At 68.0% G+C, this 19,216-nt stretch carries 23 protein-coding genes and 1 pseudogene; 17 read left to right on the plus strand and 7 right to left on the minus strand.

Annotated elements, in window-relative coordinates; translation table 11 throughout:
* Positions 1-28: 28 nt before the first annotated feature.
* From atpD to BX604_RS25460, 10 genes and pseudogenes are all read left to right on the plus strand, one after another.
* The gene (gene atpD, locus BX604_RS25415) at positions 29-1,495 is read left to right on the plus strand and encodes a F0F1 ATP synthase subunit beta (RefSeq protein WP_254608034.1); all 1,467 of its coding nucleotides are present in this window, start codon (positions 29-31) and stop codon (positions 1,493-1,495) included.
* Entirely contained in the window at positions 1,488-1,940 is a 453-nt protein-coding gene (locus tag BX604_RS25420) for a F0F1 ATP synthase subunit epsilon (protein WP_098554046.1), read from the plus strand. Before atpD ends, BX604_RS25420 begins: the two co-directional genes overlap by 8 nt.
* The gene (locus BX604_RS25425) at positions 1,937-2,257 is read left to right on the plus strand and encodes an AtpZ/AtpI family protein (protein ID WP_098553564.1); all 321 of its coding nucleotides are present in this window, start codon (positions 1,937-1,939) and stop codon (positions 2,255-2,257) included. The genes BX604_RS25420 and BX604_RS25425 overlap by 4 nt, the downstream gene beginning before the upstream one ends.
* Complete coding sequence (locus BX604_RS25430) at positions 2,226-2,564, plus strand: N-ATPase subunit AtpR (RefSeq protein ID WP_373562437.1); 339 nt, start codon at positions 2,226-2,228, stop codon at positions 2,562-2,564. The genes BX604_RS25425 and BX604_RS25430 overlap by 32 nt, the downstream gene beginning before the upstream one ends.
* A complete protein-coding gene (locus tag BX604_RS25435) occupies positions 2,561-3,259 on the plus strand; it encodes a F0F1 ATP synthase subunit A (RefSeq protein ID WP_098553566.1) in 699 nt (232 codons plus the stop codon). Before BX604_RS25430 ends, BX604_RS25435 begins: the two co-directional genes overlap by 4 nt.
* Complete coding sequence (locus BX604_RS25440) at positions 3,256-3,504, plus strand: F0F1 ATP synthase subunit C (RefSeq protein ID WP_098553567.1); 249 nt, start codon at positions 3,256-3,258, stop codon at positions 3,502-3,504. Before BX604_RS25435 ends, BX604_RS25440 begins: the two co-directional genes overlap by 4 nt.
* Positions 3,505-3,516: 12 nt before the next feature.
* The gene (locus BX604_RS25445) at positions 3,517-4,272 is read left to right on the plus strand and encodes a F0F1 ATP synthase subunit delta (RefSeq protein ID WP_098553568.1); all 756 of its coding nucleotides are present in this window, start codon (positions 3,517-3,519) and stop codon (positions 4,270-4,272) included.
* Positions 4,244-5,788 (plus strand): annotated as a pseudogene (locus tag BX604_RS25450) (F0F1 ATP synthase subunit alpha); the annotation flags it as partial. The gene BX604_RS25445 and the pseudogene BX604_RS25450, both read left to right, overlap by 29 nt.
* On the plus strand, positions 5,788-6,627 hold the full coding sequence (locus BX604_RS25455; protein WP_098553570.1) for a F0F1 ATP synthase subunit gamma: 840 nt from the start codon (positions 5,788-5,790) through the stop codon (positions 6,625-6,627). The pseudogene BX604_RS25450 and the gene BX604_RS25455, both read left to right, overlap by 1 nt.
* 162 nt (positions 6,628-6,789) lie before the next feature.
* A complete protein-coding gene (locus BX604_RS25460; RefSeq protein ID WP_098553571.1) occupies positions 6,790-7,830 on the plus strand; it encodes a zinc-dependent alcohol dehydrogenase family protein in 1,041 nt (346 codons plus the stop codon).
* Positions 7,831-7,991: 161 nt separating this feature from the next.
* On the opposite strand, the gene BX604_RS38605 is transcribed toward BX604_RS25460, so the two are convergent.
* Positions 7,992-8,222 (minus strand): hypothetical protein, encoded by a 231-nt coding sequence (locus BX604_RS38605; RefSeq protein WP_143748111.1) that lies wholly within the window; start codon positions 8,220-8,222, stop codon positions 7,992-7,994.
* Here BX604_RS38605 and BX604_RS25465 point away from each other — a divergent pair.
* Both BX604_RS25465 and BX604_RS25470 read left to right on the plus strand, forming a co-directional pair.
* Positions 8,221-8,433, plus strand: a complete 213-nt coding sequence (locus BX604_RS25465) for a DUF2964 family protein (RefSeq protein ID WP_098553572.1) — start codon at positions 8,221-8,223, stop codon at positions 8,431-8,433. The genes BX604_RS38605 and BX604_RS25465 overlap by 2 nt on opposite strands.
* 404 nt (positions 8,434-8,837) lie before the next feature.
* Complete coding sequence (locus BX604_RS25470; RefSeq protein ID WP_174980565.1) at positions 8,838-9,149, plus strand: hypothetical protein; 312 nt, start codon at positions 8,838-8,840, stop codon at positions 9,147-9,149.
* A gap of 78 nt (positions 9,150-9,227) precedes the next feature.
* Here BX604_RS25470 and BX604_RS25475 read toward each other — a convergent pair whose 3' ends face one another.
* Entirely contained in the window at positions 9,228-9,602 is a 375-nt protein-coding gene (locus BX604_RS25475) for a DUF3564 family protein (protein ID WP_098553574.1), read from the minus strand.
* A gap of 55 nt (positions 9,603-9,657) precedes the next feature.
* Entirely contained in the window at positions 9,658-10,002 is a 345-nt protein-coding gene (locus BX604_RS25480; RefSeq protein WP_373562438.1) for a c-type cytochrome, read from the minus strand.
* Between the two features lie 231 nt (positions 10,003-10,233).
* On the opposite strand from BX604_RS25480, the gene BX604_RS25485 reads away from it, so the two are divergent.
* Positions 10,234-10,458 carry a DUF3562 domain-containing protein gene (locus BX604_RS25485; protein ID WP_098553576.1) on the plus strand — a complete coding sequence of 75 codons (225 nt, stop codon included), beginning with the start codon at positions 10,234-10,236 and terminating at the stop codon, positions 10,456-10,458.
* 83 nt (positions 10,459-10,541) lie between these two features.
* On the opposite strand, the gene BX604_RS25490 is transcribed toward BX604_RS25485, so the two are convergent.
* A complete protein-coding gene (locus BX604_RS25490) occupies positions 10,542-11,324 on the minus strand; it encodes a helix-turn-helix domain-containing protein (protein WP_098554047.1) in 783 nt (260 codons plus the stop codon).
* A 427-nt stretch (positions 11,325-11,751) separates the two neighbouring features.
* On the opposite strand from BX604_RS25490, the gene BX604_RS25495 reads away from it, so the two are divergent.
* A complete protein-coding gene (locus tag BX604_RS25495; RefSeq protein WP_306668240.1) occupies positions 11,752-12,195 on the plus strand; it encodes a hypothetical protein in 444 nt (147 codons plus the stop codon).
* A gap of 64 nt (positions 12,196-12,259) precedes the next feature.
* On the opposite strand, the gene BX604_RS25500 is transcribed toward BX604_RS25495, so the two are convergent.
* Together BX604_RS25500 and BX604_RS25505 are read right to left on the minus strand one after the other, a co-directional pair.
* Positions 12,260-14,665, minus strand: coding sequence for a phosphoketolase family protein (locus tag BX604_RS25500; RefSeq protein ID WP_098554048.1), 2,406 nt, complete (start codon positions 14,663-14,665; stop codon positions 12,260-12,262).
* A 352-nt stretch (positions 14,666-15,017) separates the two neighbouring features.
* Positions 15,018-16,649: an oleate hydratase gene (locus BX604_RS25505; protein ID WP_098553578.1), complete on the minus strand. Its 1,632-nt coding sequence runs from the start codon at positions 16,647-16,649 to the stop codon at positions 15,018-15,020.
* A 120-nt stretch (positions 16,650-16,769) separates the two neighbouring features.
* Here BX604_RS25505 and BX604_RS39110 point away from each other — a divergent pair, with 120 nt between their 5' ends.
* Together BX604_RS39110 and BX604_RS25515 are read left to right on the plus strand one after the other, a co-directional pair.
* Positions 16,770-16,916, plus strand: coding sequence for a hypothetical protein (locus tag BX604_RS39110; protein ID WP_179894877.1), 147 nt, complete (start codon positions 16,770-16,772; stop codon positions 16,914-16,916).
* Between the two features lie 100 nt (positions 16,917-17,016).
* Complete coding sequence (locus BX604_RS25515; RefSeq protein ID WP_098553580.1) at positions 17,017-17,736, plus strand: Bax inhibitor-1/YccA family protein; 720 nt, start codon at positions 17,017-17,019, stop codon at positions 17,734-17,736.
* A 119-nt stretch (positions 17,737-17,855) separates the two neighbouring features.
* Here the strand turns inward: BX604_RS25515 and BX604_RS25520 are convergent, their stop codons facing one another.
* Positions 17,856-18,035, minus strand: coding sequence for a hypothetical protein (locus BX604_RS25520; protein WP_098553581.1), 180 nt, complete (start codon positions 18,033-18,035; stop codon positions 17,856-17,858).
* Between the two features lie 336 nt (positions 18,036-18,371).
* Between BX604_RS25520 and BX604_RS25525 the strand changes: the two genes are divergently transcribed.
* Complete coding sequence (locus tag BX604_RS25525; RefSeq protein ID WP_098553582.1) at positions 18,372-19,025, plus strand: response regulator; 654 nt, start codon at positions 18,372-18,374, stop codon at positions 19,023-19,025.
* Positions 19,026-19,216: the final 191 nt, after the last annotated feature.

A 19,216-nucleotide genomic window follows, 5' to 3' on the forward strand; every position in this document is an offset into this window, starting at 1 on the left:
AACGATAGCGGGCAGGCACACGGTGACGATCGATCAAGGGCTGACCTCCGAACCGGCGGAACACGCCGCGCAAGCGCACCGCGACGGCCGCGTGCTGGCCGTGCGCGGCGCCGTGCTGGACGTCGGGTTCGACGCGCACGCGCTGCCCGCGCTGAACGACGCGCTCGACATCGTCGTCGACGGCGCGGCGCCGGTGACGGCCGAGGTGCACGCGCACCTGAGCGAAACCGCCGTGCGCGCACTCGCACTCGCGCCGACCGGCGGCTTGCGGCGCGGCATGACGGTCCGGCCGCACGGCGGGCCGCTGCGGGTGCCCGTGGGCGAGCGCGTGCTGGGCCGGCTGCTGACGATGACGGGCGCGCCCGGCGACGATGGCCCGGCGCTGCCCGCCGACGTGCCGCGGCGGCCGATTCACCGCGATGCCCCGCCGCTGGCCGAGCAGAAGGGCACGAGCACGCTGTTCGCGACGGGCATCAAGGTGATCGACCTGCTCGCGCCGCTCGCGCAGGGCGGCAAGGCTGCGATGTTCGGCGGCGCCGGGGTCGGCAAGACGGTGCTCGTGATGGAGCTGATCCATGCGATGGTCGAGCGTTATCAGGGCATTTCGGTGTTCGCGGGCGTGGGCGAGCGGTCGCGCGAGGGGCACGAGATGCTGCTCGACATGCGCGGTTCCGGCGTGCTGGGCCGCACGGTGCTGGTGTACGGCCAGATGAACGAGCCGCCGGGCGCCCGCTGGCGCGTGCCGCTGACGGCGCTGACCATCGCCGAATATTTCCGCGACGAGCGCGCGCAAAACGTGCTGCTGCTGATGGACAACGTGTTCCGTTTCGTTCAGGCGGGCGCGGAGGTGTCGGGTCTGCTGGGCCGCCTGCCGTCCCGGGTCGGCTACCAGCCGACGCTGGCGAGCGAGGTCGCCGCGCTGCAGGAGCGGATCGCGTCGGTGGAGGGCGCCGCCGTCACCGCGATCGAGGCCGTCTATGTGCCGGCGGACGATTTCACGGATCCGGCGGTGACCGCCATCGCCGCGCATATCGACAGCATGGTGGTGCTGTCGCGTTCGATGGCGGCGGAGGGCATGTATCCGGCGATCGATCCGGTCGCGTCGTCGTCGATCCTGCTCGATCCGCTCGTGGTCGGGGACGAGCACGTCGCGGTCGCGACCGAGGTGCGCCGCGCGATCGAGCATTACCGCGAACTGCAGGACGTGATCGCCCTGCTCGGCATCGAGGAACTGGGCGCGGACGACCGCCGTACCGTCGAACGCGCGCGCCGCCTGCAGCGCTTCCTCACGCAGCCGTTCGCGGTGACCGAGGCGTTTACCGGCCAGCCGGGCCGCTCGGTGACGACCGCCGAGACGATCGCCGGCTGCGCCGCGATTCTGCGCGGCGAGTGCGATACATGGCGGGAAAGCTCGCTGTACATGGTCGGCACGCTGGACGACGCGCGCCGCAAGGAAGCCGCCGCCGCGGGCGGGGATGGAGGCGCGCATGGCTAGGCTCGACCTGACGATCGCGACGCCCGCGCAGCTGCTGGTCGATGCGCTGGAGATCGCCTCGCTGCGCGCCGAGGATGCGACCGGCAGCTTCGGCGTGCGGCCCGGCCACGTCGATTTCGTGACGCTGCTGCGCGCGTCGGTGGTGCGTTGGCGAACACCCGACGACCAATGGCATTACTGCGCGCTGGACGAAGGCGTGTTGAGCGTGTCCGGCGGCGTGCGCGTCGCGATCGCGTGCCGCGACGCGGTGCCCGGCGATTCGCTCGAACAACTCGACGCGCTCGTGCGCGCGAACCGCGCCGCCCGGCTGGACGCCGAACGGCGCGCGCGCGTCGACGAGACACGGCTGCATGCCGAAACGGTCAGGCGTTTGCTGACCTATCTGCGACCCGGGGGAAGCGCGGGCGACGCCCGCGATCCCTTCGTCGCGGAGCCACGGCGATGAGCGGGCGGCCGCCGCCGGATCCGCGCGACCGGCCCGATCGCGTCGAGCAGGCCGCGCGGCATGCCGCCGAACGCGCGGCGCGCGGCGCGCGCGACCCCGAACCGTCGCTGGGCACGCGGCTGGCGCAGATCGGCGTGCTCGGCTGGGCGATTCTCGCGCCGACGCTCGCCGGGCTGGCGCTGGGGCGCTGGCTGGACCGGCTGGCTGCGACGCGCGTGTTCTTCTCCGCGCCGCTCGTCATGATCGGCGCGGCCGCCGGGTTCTGGTTCGCGTGGAAATGGATGCATGGCCAACAAGGACACAACCATGACGATTGATGCGTGGCTGGCGCCGCCAGCCGTCGCCAACCTGGCCGCCGCGACGCTCGGCGTGGTCGTCGGCCTTGCGCTCGGCGCATGGCACTTCGGTTCGCTCGCATGGAACGGCCGCCTGTTCGCGGCCGGCCGCGTGGCGTGCGCGCTCGGCCTGCAAGGCGCGCGCATCGCCATCGCGGTCGCCGTGCTGGTGGCGCTGGCCCGGCTCGGCGCCGCCGCCGTCGTGGCGGGCGCGCTCGGGCTGCTGGTCGCGCGCGCCGTCGCGCTCCGATACGCCGGCGCATTGACGGCGCCCCGGGGGCCGCGATGAGCGCCTCGCCGCTCGCGACCGTCCCGCTGTGGACGCTGGGTCCGCTGTCGATATCGTCGCCCGTGCTGGTCACCTGGGGAATCATGCTGGCGCTGGCGGCACTTTCGGCGTTCGCGCGCCGCCGCTTGTCGCTCGAGCCGTCGCGCCTGCAAAGCGTGCTGGAGTTGCTGGTCGTCGCCGTCGACGCACAGATCGTCGGCACGATGCGAGCCGGGGCCGCCCGCTATCGCGCATTGATCGGCACGATTTTCCTGTTCGTGTTCACCGCGAACGCGTCGTCGCTGATCCCGGGCGTCGAGCCGCCCACCGCGCACCTGGAAACCGACGCGGCGCTCGCGCTGGTCGTACTGGGCGCGACGTGCTACTACGGCGTGCGCACGCGCGGCTGGAAGAACTATCTCGCCACTTTCGCCGAACCGACCTGGGTGATGATCCCGCTCAATCTCGTCGAGCAATTGACGCGCACGTTCTCGCTGATCGTGCGGCTGTTCGGCAACGTGATGAGCGGCGTGTTCGTGATCGGCATCGTGCTGTCGCTCGCGGGATTGATCGTGCCGATTCCGCTGATGGCCCTCGACCTGCTGACCGGCACGGTCCAGGCCTACATCTTCATGGTGTTGTCGATGGTGTTCATTGGCGCGGCGGCGGCCGATGACGAACCTTCCGTTCACCGCCGCAAGCAGGAGCAGTCATGAGCAATCTCATCGAAATCGTCAGCATCGCGGCAGCGGCGCTCGCCGTGTCGTTCGGTGCGATCGGGCCCGCGCTGGCCGAAGGCCGCGCGGTCGGCGCGGCCATGGATGCGATTGCCCGCCAGCCCGATGCGGCGGGCACGGTTTCGCGCACGCTGTTCGTCGGGCTGGCGATGATCGAGACGATGGCGATCTACTGCCTGGTGATCGCGTTGCTGCTGTTGTTCGCCAACCCGTTCATCAAGTAGCGCGAGGCGACGATGCGAATCGACTGGTCCACACTGATCCTGCAGACCATCAACGTGCTGGTGCTGGTGTGGCTGCTGTCGCGCTTTCTGTTCAAGCCGGTCAGCGCGATCATCGCGGCGCGCCAGGAAGCGGCGCGCAAGCTGATCGACGCCGCCCGCGACGATGCCCGCGCGGCGAGCGATGCGCGCCAGGCGGCGCAAGCCGAGCTCGCCACGGTGGTGGCCGCGCGCGCCGATGCGTTGAAGGCGGTGGCGGGGCAGGCCGCCGCCGAGAAGGCATCGCTGCTCGCGCAGGCGCAGGCGGAAGCCGGACAGTTGCGCGACGCGGCGGCGGCGCGGCTGGAGTCGGAGCGGCTCGAGCGCACGCGCGACGACGCCCGCCGCGCGACCCGCCTCGCGCTCGACATCGCGGCGCGGCTGTTCACGCGCCTGCCGGAGCCGGCGCGCGTGACCGGCTTCATCGATGGTCTCGCCGGGCAAGTCGCGCTGCTGCCCGAATCGGTCCGCTCGGAACTGGGCGCGGGCAACACGCCGCTGCAGCTCAGCACGCCGCGTGCGCTCGACGCGCAGGAAATCGCGTCATGCCGCGCCGCGCTGTCCGCCAGCCTGGGCCGGCCGGTCGAACTGGCGGTGCGGATCGACGCGTCGCTGATCGCGGGACTCGAGCTCGACGCGGCGCACGCGCGAGTGCGCAACAGCCTGAAGCAGGATCTGGAACATATCGAGGCGGTACTGCTGAATGACGATGAAGCCAGCCGACCTTCCTGAACACGCCGACTGGCTCGCGCGCCAGCGCGCCGCGCTCGACGGCGCCGCACTCGCGCCGTCGGCGGAGGCCATCGGGCGAGTCGAACGGCTTGCCGACGGGATCGCATTCGTGTCCGGACTGCCCGACGCGATGCTCAACGAGCGTCTGCTCTTCGACAACGGCTCGACCGGCTTCGTGCACACGCTCGACGCCGACCTGATCAGCGTGGTGCTGCTCGACGCCGATGCGGGGCTGGAGGCGGGCGCGGCGGTGCGCTGCTCGGGCGCCGTGCTGGAGGTGCCGGTCGGCCCGGCCCTGCTCGGCCGGGTGGTCGATCCGCTCGGCCGGCCGCTCGATCATCCGGGCCCAGTCGGCGCGACGATGCGCTCGCCGATCGAACGGCCGGCCCCCGCGATCATCGATCGGGACCTGGTGGTCGAACCGCTCGAGACGGGCTTGCTGATCGTCGACGCGCTGTTCACGATCGGCCGCGGGCAGCGCGAACTCGTCATCGGCGACCGGGCGGTCGGCAAGACCGCGCTGGCGATCGATGCGATCGTCAACCAGCGGCATTCGGACGTGATCTGCGTCTACGTGGCGATCGGCCAGCGGGCGAGCGCCGTGCAGCGCGTGATCGACGCGGTGGCCCGGTACGGCGCGCCGGAGCGTTGCATTTTCGTCGTGGCGCCGGCTGCCGCGGCAGCCGGCCTGCAGTGGATCGCGCCGTTCGCCGGGTTCACGATGGCCGAATATTTTCGCGACCGCGGCCAGCACGCGCTCATCGTGATCGACGACCTGACCAAGCACGCGGCCACGCACCGCGAGCTGGCGCTGCTGACGCGCGAGCCGCCCGGCCGCGAAGCGTATCCGGGCGACATCTTCTATCTGCACGCCAGGCTGCTCGAACGGGCCGCGAAGCTGTCCGCGAAGCTCGGCGGCGGTTCGCTCAGCGCGCTGCCGATCGCGGAAACCGATGCCGGCAACCTGGCCGCGTATATCCCCACCAACCTGATCTCGATCACGGACGGCCAGATCGTGCTGGACGCCGCGCTGTTCGCGTCCAACCAGCGGCCCGCCGTGGATGTCGGCCTCAGCGTCAGCCGGGTGGGCGGCAAGGCGCAGCACCCGGCGCTGCGCGAGGCGTCCGGGCGCTTGCGGCTCGACTATGCGCAGTTCCTCGAACTCGAGGCGTTCACGCGCTTCGGCGGGTTGACCGATGCGCGCCTGAAAGGGCAGATCACGCGCGGCGAGCGGATTCGCGCGCTGATCACGCAGCCGCGTTTTCATCCGTTGCGAACGATCGATGAAGTCGTGCTGCTGAAAGCGCTGGCCGACGGCGTGTTCGACTCCGCGCCGCCACGCCTGCTGACGACGATTCGCGAACAACTGCCGGCCTGGCTCGATGCGCAACAGACGCCGCCGGGCACCCTGCTCGACGATCCGGCCGCGCTCGCCGGGCTGGTGCGGACGGTTCGGGAGCAGGTCGAGCGGCTGGCCGCCCAGGCCGGCGCGGCGGAATCCGGGGCCGTGCCGTCATGAGCGACAAGCTGAGCGCCGCGGAAGCGCGCGCCGAGACCGCCCGCCAGCTGCAGTCCGTGATCGGTGCGATGCGCGGCGTCGCGGCCGCGCGTGCGCATGACGCGCAGGCGCGTTTGCCGGGCGTGCGCGCCTGCGCCGCGATCATCGGCGCGGCGATCGGCGCCGTTCTGTCGGCGGATGCGACGCGTCCGGGGAGCGGCACGGCCGCAGCGCCCGCGAAACCGCAGGTGGTCATCGTGCTGTGCAGCGAGCAGGGCTTCGTCGGGGCGTACAACGCGCAGATTCTCGATCGGGCCCGCCGCCGTGGGGAGGCGGCCCACTATCTGCTGATCGGGTCGCGCGGCGCCGCGCTTGCCGAGGCGCGCGGGCTGCCGGTCGCCTGGACCGCGCCGATGACGTCGCGCGCGGACGATGTGGTCGCCCTCGCGGGCCGCTTGACCGACGCGCTGTTCGCCCATCTCGCCGCCAGCGGCGCCGAAACCGTGTCGATCGTGCACGCGATGCCCGGGTCCGCGCGGCTCGACGTGGTCGAGCATCGGCTGCTGCCGTTCGACTACAGCCGCTTCGACGCCGCGCCGCGCTCGCAGCCGCCGTTGCTGAGCTTGCCGCCCGGCCGGGTGCTGGCGGAGCTGGCGCAGGCGTATGTCTTCGTCGAACTGTGCGAGGCGACGATGCTGGCGTTCGCGGCGGAAAACGAAGCGCGCACGCGGGCCATGATCGCCGCGCGCGCCAATATCGAACACAAGCTCGCCGAATTGCTGCAAATCTGCCGGCTCGCGCGCCAGGATGAAATCACGGCCGACATCCTCGAACTGGCGGCGGGTATCGATCCGTGACCGGGATGGCCGATCGCGCCCCGCGCCAGCACGCCATCGGCCGCGTGGCGGAACGCCGCCGGGGTGTGCCCGAGCGTGCTTGACGCAGGTCAAGCGCCGATGGCGGGCGACTCCCTAGAGTGGCACTGCAAGGGACCTCGTCCCGTCAACGGAGGCAAGACCATGAAAGCCCTGGTGTATCACGGCCCCGGCCGCAAATCGCTCGACGAGCGGCCGATGCCGGAACTGGCCGCGGCCACGGATGCGATCGTCAAGGTGACGCGCACGACCATCTGCGGCACCGACCTGCATATCCTGAAAGGCGACGTGCCGTCGTGCGAACCGGGCCGCGTGCTCGGTCACGAGGGCGTCGGCATCGTCGAGCAGGTCGGCAGCGCGGTGACGTCGCTGACGGTCGGCGACCGGGTGCTGATCTCGTGCATCTCGTCGTGCGGCCAGTGCGAATATTGCCGGCGCGGGCTCTACTCGCATTGCGCGACAGGCGGCTGGATTCTCGGGAATCGGATCGACGGCACGCAGGCGCAATACGTGCGCATTCCGCACGCGCAGACCAGTCTCTACCGGATTCCTCCGGGTGCGGACGAGGAGGCGCTCGTGATGCTGTCCGACATCCTGCCGACCGGATTCGAATGCGGCGTGCTGAACGGCAAGGTGCAGCCGGGCAGCACGGTCGCGATCGTCGGCGCGGGGCCGATCGGGCTCGCGGCGTTGCTGACCGCGCAGTTCTACACGCCCGCGCGGATCATCATGGTCGATCCCGACCGGAACCGGCTCGAGGTTGCGCGCCGGTTCGGCGCAACCGACTGCATCGACGGGCGCGCGGGCGACCCGGCCGGCGACATCCTGAAACTGACCGACGGGATCGGCGTCGACTGCGCGATCGAGGCGGTCGGCATCCCCGCGACGTTCGAGCTGTGCACGGCGATCGTCGCGCCGGGCGGCGTCGTCGCGAACGTCGGCGTGCATGGCGTCAAGGCGGATCTGCACCTCGAGAAGCTATGGGATCGCAACATCGCGATCACGACCCGGCTGGTCGACACGTCGAGCACGCCGATGCTGATGAGGACGGTGGGGGCCGGACGCTTGGACCCGAAGCAACTGATCACGCATCGCTTCACGCTCGACGACGTGGCGAGCGCCTATGACACGTTCGCGCGCGCGGCCGATACCCACGCATTGAAAGTCATCATCGAAGTCGCGTAGCGCGAACGGGGGACGCTGCGCGTCGTCGACGGCGCCGCCGGGCAATCCGGGCGGCGCCGTGGTTTTTTGAGGGACGGTCGGAACCGTGCCCGCGCTTGATAAAAGTCAACGCTGCGGATTCCGAAGCTTCGAAGATGAGGGCATGGCTTCGTTCGCCGCGCTCACCGCGTTCGATGGTTTCGTGCGGCAGGCAGCGCGGGCAGGTGCAGGGTCTGACCTGCCGTCCCGCAGGCCGGCACGGCATCCGGCATCCGGCGCGCGGTGCCGGGCAGCGTGGCCATGCGGTTGCTGCGCGTGGCCGACTGTCCGGTGCCGACGATTTTCGTCACCCGGGCTATCGATGCCGATGCCTGAAACGTCGCAGTCGTCATCCCTTTCCAGGAGAGCGGCATGTTTCCCAACGTGTTTCGCCAGTGTTTTGCCAACGTCGCGATCTTCGCGTCGCAAGCCGGGCTCATCGCAACGGTGCACGCCATGCTGGTCCACGACGGCTGGGCGCTTTATGTGGGCACGCTGTCCTGTTGCGCGGGCGTCGCGGGATGGATCGCGATGCGGCAGCCGACGATCGCGCGCACCGTGCGGGTCCGGCGCGATCGCCTGTAACGGGAGGATGCCTGATGGCACCCCGGTCGAAGCCGACCCGACGTTCGTGCGGGTCCCGCCCAACGTGTGTCGGACGATCCGGTTGTCCGACCCGCGCATCGATCGGGCCTGCGGCTGTTGCCGGCGCAGATCGCCGATGCCGGCACCGTCTCCAGTTGAACGAGCCGGCGGCGGGTTGCCGCCGCGCGCCCGGCCGGCTGGATGATCGCCGCCGATTTCACGAGTCCGGCGCCGGTTGGCGGACAGCGTGTGGCGATGTCCGTCGCTTGACTCACATCAACGACGCAGAGCCGTCGCCACGGAAGATGGGGGCACGGAATCGGGTAGGGCGAACGCACCACACGGATGAACCGGTTCTCGCCGTCAATCGGCGCGATCAACAGGAGCGGAACATGGGAATCGGGATGCAGATCGCTTACTTCGGCTTCGCCGGGTCGGCTCGGCTGGAGGCGGAAGCGAGCATCCAGCTGATGCGCCTCGAGCCGTTCTGCACGCAACTGGCCGGCTGCCATCTCGCGATCGAGGCCATGGGCGCGTCGACCCGCGAGCCGAGGTATGACGTACGACTCGATCTGATCACCCGCAAGGGGGAATTTCGTCCCGTTCAGCATATGACGGGCACGGATCCCATGGACGCGCTGAAGCGGGCATTCGACATCGCCGAGCGGCAACTCGCCGGGACCGCGGCCGCTGAAACCCACGAGAACCCGAGCTGACACGTCCCGCGCATCGGACGCGATTCGCCAGGCGCGAGTCGATCCGCCGCGGCGACCGGGGCGGCGCCGCTGGTCCGGCTACGCTTCTTCGTCGCCCGTGAATATCTCATGCTCCGGCGTTTCCGCCGTATCGTCGACACACTGCACCCGCCATGCGCCCGGTACGGGCGCCTGCCGGGCATCGCGCAGCCAGCGTGCGATGCCGGCCTGGCCTTCGAACGGCCCGGACGGTGCGTCGAGATCGAAATCGTCGAGCCAGCACAGGGCGCCGGCGTCGTCGGGACCCGTCATCAGGGTGGCGCCGCCTTCGCGGACGAGCGTGCCCCACACCGGCAGGTCCATCCCCGCATGACCTTCGCGCGACCAGCGACGCATGGCCGTGTCGATCCAGAGAATGGCATAGGCCGAAGGGTTGTCGCAGGCGAAAGTATCGAGATGCAGGGTGATTCGCACGATGGGCTCCGAATCGACGAAGGAGGGCGGCCGCCGTCACCGGCGGCCGACGCTTTTACTGGCTCATGACCCAGCGAATCAGCGTATGCGCGTCCTCGGAGGACAGCGCGCCGCCGCGCTCGGCGGGCAGCGGCATCGCGGTGTCGCCCCAGTGCGCGCGGCCGCCCAGTCTCAGCTTGTTCGCGAGGATGTCTTCGGCATGCGGCGTGTCCCGATACCGATCCGCGATCTCGTGAAACGACGGTGCGAGGAACGGCATGTCCGAGGTGTGGCAGAACATGCAATGCTGCTGATCGATGAGCGCGGCGGGCTCCCGCACCTGGGCGGACGCCGTCCCGCCCGCGAGCCATGCGAGGGCGAGCAGGTATCCCGGCAGGCGTGTCATTGGAGCGGTTGTCATCGCGCGGTGTCCGGCAAGTAGTTCGACCCAGTCTATGCGCGGCTCCGCGCCGGCGATTGATGCAAGTCAAACGCCGGAACGCGCTCGCCGGCCGGTTGAATCCGCGGCCCGGGCCGCGCATCGATCCGCGGCGCGTTGACGCATGTCAAGCGCGGTGGCGCTGCCGCGCGTTTCAATGGATTCAGCCAGGACGACCTCGGATGAAGGCGGTGTCCTTGCAGGAGGGCGGTGATGAACCAGGATCGGTTGTTCGCCTCGTTGGCGGCCTTGGCGCGCGACCTGTCGATTCCGGACGACGCGTTGCGGCGGATGCTCGACGACGAAATCGCGGCGCTGACGAAAGATGCCCGCGTGCATGATTACCTGCGGATATTCGCGATTCGTCGCCTGAGCCGGCGCATGCGGTCGCTGGATGCTGCAGGCGGGCATCCGGGGCGGCCGGAACCGGGAGGATAGGCGATGCGCGCGAGGGTATTCGACGGAACCGGTTCGAGCCTGCGGGATACCTGGCCGCCGGACCCGGCGCGGGCGGCCCGCGCTCAGACGCGGGCGAGCCTGGCCAGATCGATGATATGAATTTGCTTGCCGTGCGGGTCGATCAGACCGTCGCGCTGGAATTTCGACAGCATCCGGCTGACCGTTTCGAGCTTGATCCCGAGATAGCAGCCGATTTCCTCGCGCGTCATGCGCAGGTTGAAATCGGCCGACGAATAACCGCGCGCCCTGAAGCGTTCGGACAGGTTCAGCAGGAACTCCGCGACGCGCTGTTCCGCGGACATCGTGCCCAGCAGCATCATCAGGCTCGATTCGCGCACGATCTCGCCGCTCATCATCTTGTGGAGGTGGTGCTGCATCGACCTCACCTTGGCGCAAACCTTCTCCAGCTGGCCGAACGGGATGATGCAGACCGTGCTGTCCTCCAGCGCGATCGCGTCGCAGTTGTGACGCCCGCCGCACACGCCGTCGAGACCGAGCGTTTCCCCGGCGATCTGGAATCCGGTTACTTGCTCCTGGCCGTCGCGATGCATGACGATCGTCTTGAACGAGCCGGTGTGGACCGCATAGAGACTCTGGAACGTATCGTGCGCGCGGAACAGCGACTCGCCCCGCTTGACCGAGCGGGTCGTGCAGACCACCTCGTCGAGGACGGCCAGGTCGGCCGCGTCGAGTTCCGCCGGCATGCACGCCGAACGGACCGGGCAGGTCGAACAGCGCGCGCCGGGGCGCTTCACCCGCTCGTCCCGATCGACGGGATGAAGTGCGATCGTCATCGGATGCGCGACGGCGGGGTAGGCAGTTTCGTGGGGTTGGGCAGTCAGCATGATCTGCTCCTGGTGACTCGATTTCGTCAGCGCGACGGCGCCGCCGCGGGATGCGGAACCGTGCGGCGCAATCGACGGGCAAGACTGGCGGCGGCACGAGTGGCGCTCGGGCATCCATGTAAAGCAGTATGGTTCGCGCGCGGCCGGACCGAAATCGGCAGGGATGGAAAGTCACGTAGGGTTTGGAGAACGGCTGTAGGAGGATGCTGACACCGGCCGCGGACGGTGAAAACCTTCGTTGGCGGTGCGTGGAGGCGCGGCGCGATGCCTGCGATGCGCTCGGGCAGCCCCCCGCGATGCGTTGACATGTGTCAAGCGCGCCGGTCGGCACGGCAATACAGTCGAACCCGGGGCGCTTGCGGGTGGCGCGTGAAACCCGCGACCGGATGGGGTGTCGGCGATGAAACAGGGATGGTTGGCGATGGGCATGCTGTTGATGCTGGGCGCATGCGCCAGCGACGAGCGCATGGCCAGGTTCAGGCAAAGCGAAACGCAGCTGCTCACGTTGCGGCAGACGGCGTCGTTGCCGTGTGCGACGCAAGCGGCATGCGACCGCGCGTGGCAGCTTACCCGGCGCTATGTCGAAAACCGTTCGTCCACCCGCATCACGCGGTCCGACGCGGAGGTGATCGAAACGGCCCCGTCGCACCTGGCCGGCAACGTGTACCTCTGGGCGTCGCGCGTGGCGTTGAGCGAAGGAGGCTGGCTGATCCGGATCAAGGGGATGTGCAAGGGCATGTACAGCAGCGACGGCGGCCCCGGCTGGCGATACGACGTGTGCGCGGCGCAGATCCTCGAGATCGAGGGCGGCTTCCGGTCGTTCGCCGACCCGTTGTCCGGCCCGCAACCGGCGGGCGTCTCGCCCGGGTAGCGCGGCCGGGGTTCGCGATCGGTGCCAGGCCGTGGCCGTCCGTCCCCCGGCGAATACGAGCGGCTCACGGCATCGGGTTCCGGCTGCCCGGCGTCGCGTGCCAGCGCCAGTCGCGGATTTCCGGCAGGTCGTCGCCGTACCGGTCCACATGGCGTCGATGCTCGACCAGCCTGTCGCGCAGGGTTTGCCTGAAATGCGCGCCCGGCTGCACGTGTTCGCCCACGTGATCGAGCACGGCCTCGCACAGATGGAACCGGTCGACCCGGTTGAGGACCGTCATGTCGAACGGCGTCGTGGTCGTCCCTTCCTCGATGAAACCGTGCACATGGAAATTCGCGTGATTCGTGCGGCGATAGGTCAGCCGGTGAATCAGGGCAGGATAGCTGTGATGCGCGAAGATCACCGGCCGGTTCGTCGTGAACATCGCGTCGAAATCCGCGTCGCTCAACCCGTGCGGATGGACGTCGGCAGGCTCCAGCGTCATCAGGTCGACGACGTTGACGACCCGGACGCGCAACGCCGGCAGATGGGTGCGCAGCAGGTCGACGGCCGCGAGCGTCTCGAGCGTCGGCACGTCGCCCGCGCAGGCCATCACGACATCCGGCTCGCCGTCGCCGTCGTTCCCCGCCCACTCCCAGATGCCCGCGCCGGCGCTGCAATGCCGGATCGCGGCATCCAGGTCGAGCCATTGCGGCGCCGGCTGCTTGCCGGCGACGATCACGTTGATCCGGTTCCAGGTGCGCAGCGCGTGATCCGTGACGACCAGCAGCGTGTTCGCGTCGGGCGGCAGGTAGACGCGCACCGTGTCGGCCTTCTTGTTGACCGCGAAATCGATGAACCCCGGATCCTGGTGGCTGAAGCCGTTGTGGTCCTGCCGCCAGACGTGCGAGGTCAGCAGGTAGTTGAGCGACGGCAGCGGCCGCCGCCAGCGGATGTCCCGGCACGCCTTCAACCATTTCGCATGCTGGTTGAACATCGAATCCACGATATGGATGAACGCCTCGTAGCACGACATCAGCCCGTGCCGCCCGGTCAGCAGATAACCTTCGAGCCAGCCCTGGCACGTATGTTCGCTGAGTATCTCCATGACGCGGCCGTCGGGCGCGAGCTGGACGTCGTCGGGATCGGTCTCCGCCATCCAGGTGCGCGGGGTGACGTCGAACAGCGCCGACAAGCGGTTGGATTCCGTTTCGTCCGGGCCGAACACGCGAAACGTCCGGTCGGCCAGATTCGCAGACATCACGTCGCGCAGGAAGCCGCCCATCACGCGCGTGGCCTGCGCGTCGACCTGCCCGGGCGCGGGCACCGCCACCGCGTGGCGGGTGAAATCCGGCATCCGCAACTCGCGCGCCTCGCCGCCGCCATTCGCCACCGGATTCGCGCTCATCCTGCGCGATCCGGCCGGCGCCAGCGACCGGATCGCCTCGCACGGTCGCCCGTCCGCGTCGAACAGTTCGTCGGGGCGATAGCTGTTCAGCCAGTCTTCCAGCAAGTGCAGGTGCGCCGGTTGTTTCAGGTCGGCGATCGGCACCTGATGCGAGCGGAAGCTGCCCTCCGTTTTCAGGCCGTCGACGCGCTTCGGGCCCGTCCAGCCCTTCGGCGTGCGCAGCACGATCATCGGCCAGCGCGGGCGGACGAGGTTGCCTGCGCTGCGCGCCCGCGCCTGGATGCCGCGAATGTCGTCCAGCGCGTCGTCGAGCGCGGCCGCCATGCGCTGGTGCATGGCCATCGGCTCGTCGCCCGACACGAACAGCGGCCGATAGCCATAGCCGGTCAGCAGGCTCTCCAGTTCGTCCTGTCCGATGCGGCTGAGGATCGACGGACTGGCGATCTTGTAGCCGTTCAAGTGCAGGATGGGCAGCACCGCGCCGTCCGAGGCAGGATCGAGGAACTTGTTCGAATGCCAGGCGGTGGCGAGCGGCCCGGTTTCCGCCTCGCCGTCGCCCACGACGCAGGCAACGATCAGCCCGGGATGATCGAAGGCCGCGCCGAACGCATGCGACAGCGAGTAGCCGAGTTCGCCGCCTTCGTGAATGGAGCCCGGCGTCTGCGGCGCGACGTGGCTCGGCACGCCGCCGGGGAAGCTGAACTGGCGGAACAGCGCGGCCATGCCCTCGGCGTTTTGCGGCACGTTCGGATAGATGTCGCTGTACACGCCTTCGAGCCAGGCGTTGGCGAGCACGCCGGGGCCGCCGTGGCCCGGGCCGGCGATGAACAGCACATCGAGATCGCGCGCGTTGATCACCCGGTTCAGATGGGCGTAGATGAAGTTCAGCCCCGGCGTCGTGCCCCAGTGGCCGAGCAGGCGCGGCTTGACGTGCGCGATCTGCAAAGGCGCGCGAAGGAGCGGATTGTCGAGCAGATAGATCTGCCCGACCGACAGATAGTTGGCGGCCCGCCACCACGCGTTCATGCGATGCAGCAGCGCGTCGGAAAGCGGGGTGGGGGAGGTCTGGTCGGCTTGGTTCATGCCATGCTCCTGCAAGTGACGCGCCGCGTGACGGACACTCGACACGTGGCGAATCGACCGGTTTTCACCGTGCGATGCGATAACGACGAGGCCGGCCCTGTGTCACGAGCCGACGTCGATGGACGGCATCCGATCATGCATCCGCCGCGCGACAGTCGGATCGCGTCAGACGGACGCCGCGTGCGGCAGGGCCCGTCATGCGGATGTCTGCATGAAGCGCCATGCCGCACATCGTTCCGAGTGGCAACATCGTCGGTCGCGGCAGCGTCCGGGCCGTTGACATGGGTCAAGCATGCTCCGGGCGCGATCGGGAGGTCGACAGCGCAACCCGCCAACCACGATCCGCCCGCGCTCAGGCATCGTGCAGCGTCGTGAATGCCCGATACAGCACCCGTGGGTCGTGCTGTCCCTTGTAGACCGGGGGCGGCCGGCGGTCGAGATCGAGCAGTGCGGCAACGGCCGTCTGCGCGCTGCGGATCGAGTATTCGACGGTAAACACGACGTCGTCCGGCAACTCGCAGAACTGCCCGACGAAAGCAAGATTGGCCGTGCCTTCCGGCGTCACCTGCGGCCGGTCGCCGTCCTGGCGCGCCAGGAACTGGCTCGTGATGAACGGCATCATGCACGGGATGCAGGTAAGCCCGGCGAGGAGGTCGTCAGCCGGCTCGGCGAGTCGCAGATGTCCGAGCAATTCGGTCATGATCTCGCGCCCCGTGCAGGCCGCCATCGGCTTCTCGACGAAGTTGCCGGGCGCGTCGACGAACAGCCCGTATCCCCACAACACGCTGACGTTCTCGGGCTGGCCGAGGAAATGCGGCTGATGCGGCACGACGATCGACATCAGCCAGTTCGATTCCGCGAAGGTGATCAGGCCGCCTTCGCCGGGCACATTGCCGGTCAGGTCGCGAATCCGTTGGAGCAGGGCGGGCTCGCGCAGCGTGGCCGTGAACGACAGCCATTTGGATTCGTCGATGTGATCGGCGAACGCGGCCGGGCGTCCGAACGCCGGCCGTTCGGCCGCGATCTTCTCCCACAGCGCCCATGCGCCGGCGTCGGCCCGGCCGTTGAGCGTCGCGGGGCGGTCCATGCCGCCGAGGCTCGATCCTTCCGTCATGGAGCCCAGCGTGACGATCGCGCAATCGCCTTCGCGCACCGCGATTCGGCTGGTGACGCCGTCGCGCTCGCAGACGATTTCCTCGACGCGGGTGTCGCCCTCGGTGCGGCTCAACACGAGATCGGTCACGCGGGTATTCGACTCGAACCGCACGCCGCGCTCGTCGAGCCATTTCTCGAGCGGCCTGACCAGCGAATCGTACTGGTTGTAGACCGTGCGCATGATGCCCTGCAACTGGTTGAATCCGGACACCATGTGTGCGAACCGGAGCAGGTAGCGCCTGAATTCGACCGCGCTGTGCCAGGGCTGGAACGCGAAGGTCGTGCACCACATCAGCCAGAAATTCGTCGTGAAGAAACCGGCGTTGAAGTGATCCGAGATCCGGCTGTCTCCGAGCATGCTTTCCGGTTCGATCGACAGGCGCTCCAGCGCGACGATGTGCCCTTCGTCGAGCCCGAAGGGCGGCTTGTTCACCCGTCGGCCGTCGCGCACCAGGCGCGACTTCGACGCGGTCCGCATGGTCTCGTTCCAGTCTAGGATTTCGCGGGTGACGGAACCGCGCTTGTCGAGCGTCGGGATCGACGAAAACAGATCGTAGGTGCAGAGGTACTTGCTTTCGAGCATGCGGCCGCCCCGGATCACGTAGCCCTCGTCGGCCGAACCCGCGCCGTCCAGGCTGCCGCCGAGGCGATCGAGCGCTTCGATGATCGTGATATTGCAGCCGCGTATGTCGCCGTCCCGGATCAGAAAGGCCGCCGCCGCCAGCGATGCGATGCCGCCGCCCACCAGATAGAACCGGCTGTTGTCCCGATCGATGCCGGCCGCGCGTCGGCGGGCGGCTCGATCCGAATCCCGTGTGCTGCGTTGCATGGAAATGCCCCTGTTCAGATTGGGTGAAACCGCTGTCGACGTCCGGGGACGCCGGATCGCGCTGCCGTCATTGGCGAGCGCTCGCGCCACGATATCCGCGTTCCGGGCACGGCGATTGAGATGCGTCAACCGATCCGGATGCGGCAGGCCATGCCGGTGCGTATCGCGCGCGGCTTGACGCAACTCAAGCAGATCCGCGGCTTCGTGCGCTGCAATTCGGATGCGCGCGAGGCCCTGCGGAGCGGGTGCTGCGCCGGATGGGCTTGATGTGCGTCAAGGTGCCCGGTGACCCGAGGGGCGAGATTGATCACGGGAACGGCCACGACGAAGCGCGGCCGCCACGACTGCGATCCGAGGAGAATCGATCATGGGAAACGACTTTCGACAGGGGGCGCGACCAGAAGAGTCGCAGCGCGTATCGGGCGGCGACGACGTCGGCCTTCGGCAGTATGTGCGGCGCATCTACAACTATATGGCCGGGGGCCTGGCGCTGACGGGCGCCGTTGCGTACCTCGGCGCGTCAACCGGGTTTTACCGGTCGATCGCCGGAACGCCCCTCTTCTGGGTGGTGCTGCTCGCACCGCTGGCGCTGGTCATGTTTCTGAGCTTCCGCATCGAGCACATCAGCTTCGGCGCGGCGCAGATCAGTTTCTGGGCCTACGCCGCGCTGGTCGGGCTCTCGCTTTCCGGCATCTTCCTCGTGTATACGGGCGAGAGCATCGCGCGCGTGTTCTTCATCAGCGCGGCCACGTTCGGCGCAACGAGCCTCTATGGCTACACGACACGGGCCGATCTCTCGCGCTTCGGCTCCTTCCTGTTCATGGGGCTGATCGGCATCATCATCGCGGGGTTCGTGAATCTCTTTCTGGTTTCGTCGGCGCTGCAGTTCGTCGTTTCCGTGATCGGCGTGCTCGTGTTCACGGGACTCACCGCGTACGACACGCAACGCATCAAGCGTATCTACATCGCGGGCGAAGCGGGCGAGATCGCCGGCAAGAAGGCGATCATGGGCGCGCTTGCGCTCTATCTCGACTTTCTCAACCTGTTCCTGATGCTGATGCGGCTCTTCGGCGGCCGCCGCAGCTAAGCGAGCGCCGGGGATCGGGACGGGGAGCCCCGTGCGGCAAGCCCCGGCAGGATCATCGCTGGAGCAAACAGGGGCCGGGCCGTGATGAACCTGGCCCGGCCCTCCGCTACCGGCGAACATCATGTCGGTCTGGTTTGAACGTTGACGCTGCCCAACGCCTCGAGCGCGCCGAGTCGGGCATTCATCAGCTCAGCATGCAGCTTGATCGCCCGGATCAGAAATTGAACATCCTCGTTTTCGCTTTTCGAAGCAAGGTCATCGAATTCGGCCCACATCTCCTTTATCCGTTCGGCGCGCATGGCGACTCCTTTGGCGTGTGTATGGATGACGTCGTATGGCAGACTGGAACACCGTTGACGCCGTATGAACAGCATCGGCACGGGCCTGCGTTGCGTGCTGATCTGGATCAAGGGGGCGCAACTTCGAGGTATCGCTCGACATTCGGCACCGGGTTTGAACGGACCGTGTCTCGCCCGGAAGCGCGCGTGCCGTGGCGATCGGCCCAGGCCGCCGCACTTTGTACGTCAGCGTGCAGACGACACGCCTTTACGACCCCATGCTTTCAAACAAACCGGTGCCTGTGAATCGCAGATCATTGCGGGTTCGTTCACCTGCCGAATGGATGGGTGTTTGTCATGATCAAAGTGGTGATTTCCGACGCGCATGCCGTCATGCGGGCGGGGGTACGCAACGTCCTCGAAGCGGTCGACGGCTTCGATGTCGCCGGCGAAGCGACCGATGGGGCCGACACACTCGAACTCGTGCGTGCTTTGAAGCCGCGCGTGCTGTCACTCGGATTGATGATGTCCGGCATTCACGGAGTCGACCTGATCAGGCAAATCAAGAAGGAGTACCAGGAGGTCCGGGTGCTCGTGCTGACGGCGCATTCCGAACAGACCCATGCGGTGCGTGCTTTCCGGGCCGGGGCGTCGGGATTTCTTTCAAAGACCTGCTCGAAGTCGGATCTGATCGATGCGGTTCGAAAGCTCGCCGATGGCGGGGTATATGTGAGCACGATGGTGGGCGATCTGTTGGCGCAAGTCACAAACGGCGACAGTGGGGCGCTCGCGCATCATCGTCTGACCGAGCGGGAGTTCGAGGTCCTGGTTGGTTTGGCATCCGGACAATCGATTACGCAGATGGCCGGGAGCCTGGACATCAGCATCAAAACGGTCAGCACGTACAAGTCGCGCATTATGGAAAAACTGGATCTGACCAATGAATCGGACATGATTCGCTTCGCGCTACGTCATCAGTTGCTGGACCTTGGCGACAATATTCTCGGGTAGTCGATCGCTGCGATGGGTGAAACGCCACCCGTGTGCGAAATTGCACGGCAGATCCTGTCGTGCGGTTTCCGCATCGAAATCCGGCGCGATGCCGGGCATTTCGCACGATTGATTACGGTCAACGTCCGATCTCGACGAGCGGTGATGATGAAGGCAAGTCCAAACGTCGCCTGTACGCCTGTCCATCCCGC

This window comes from Burkholderia sp. JKS000303 (assembly GCF_002563755.1).
GTDB classification, from domain to species: domain Bacteria; phylum Pseudomonadota; class Gammaproteobacteria; order Burkholderiales; family Burkholderiaceae; genus Burkholderia; species Burkholderia anthina_B.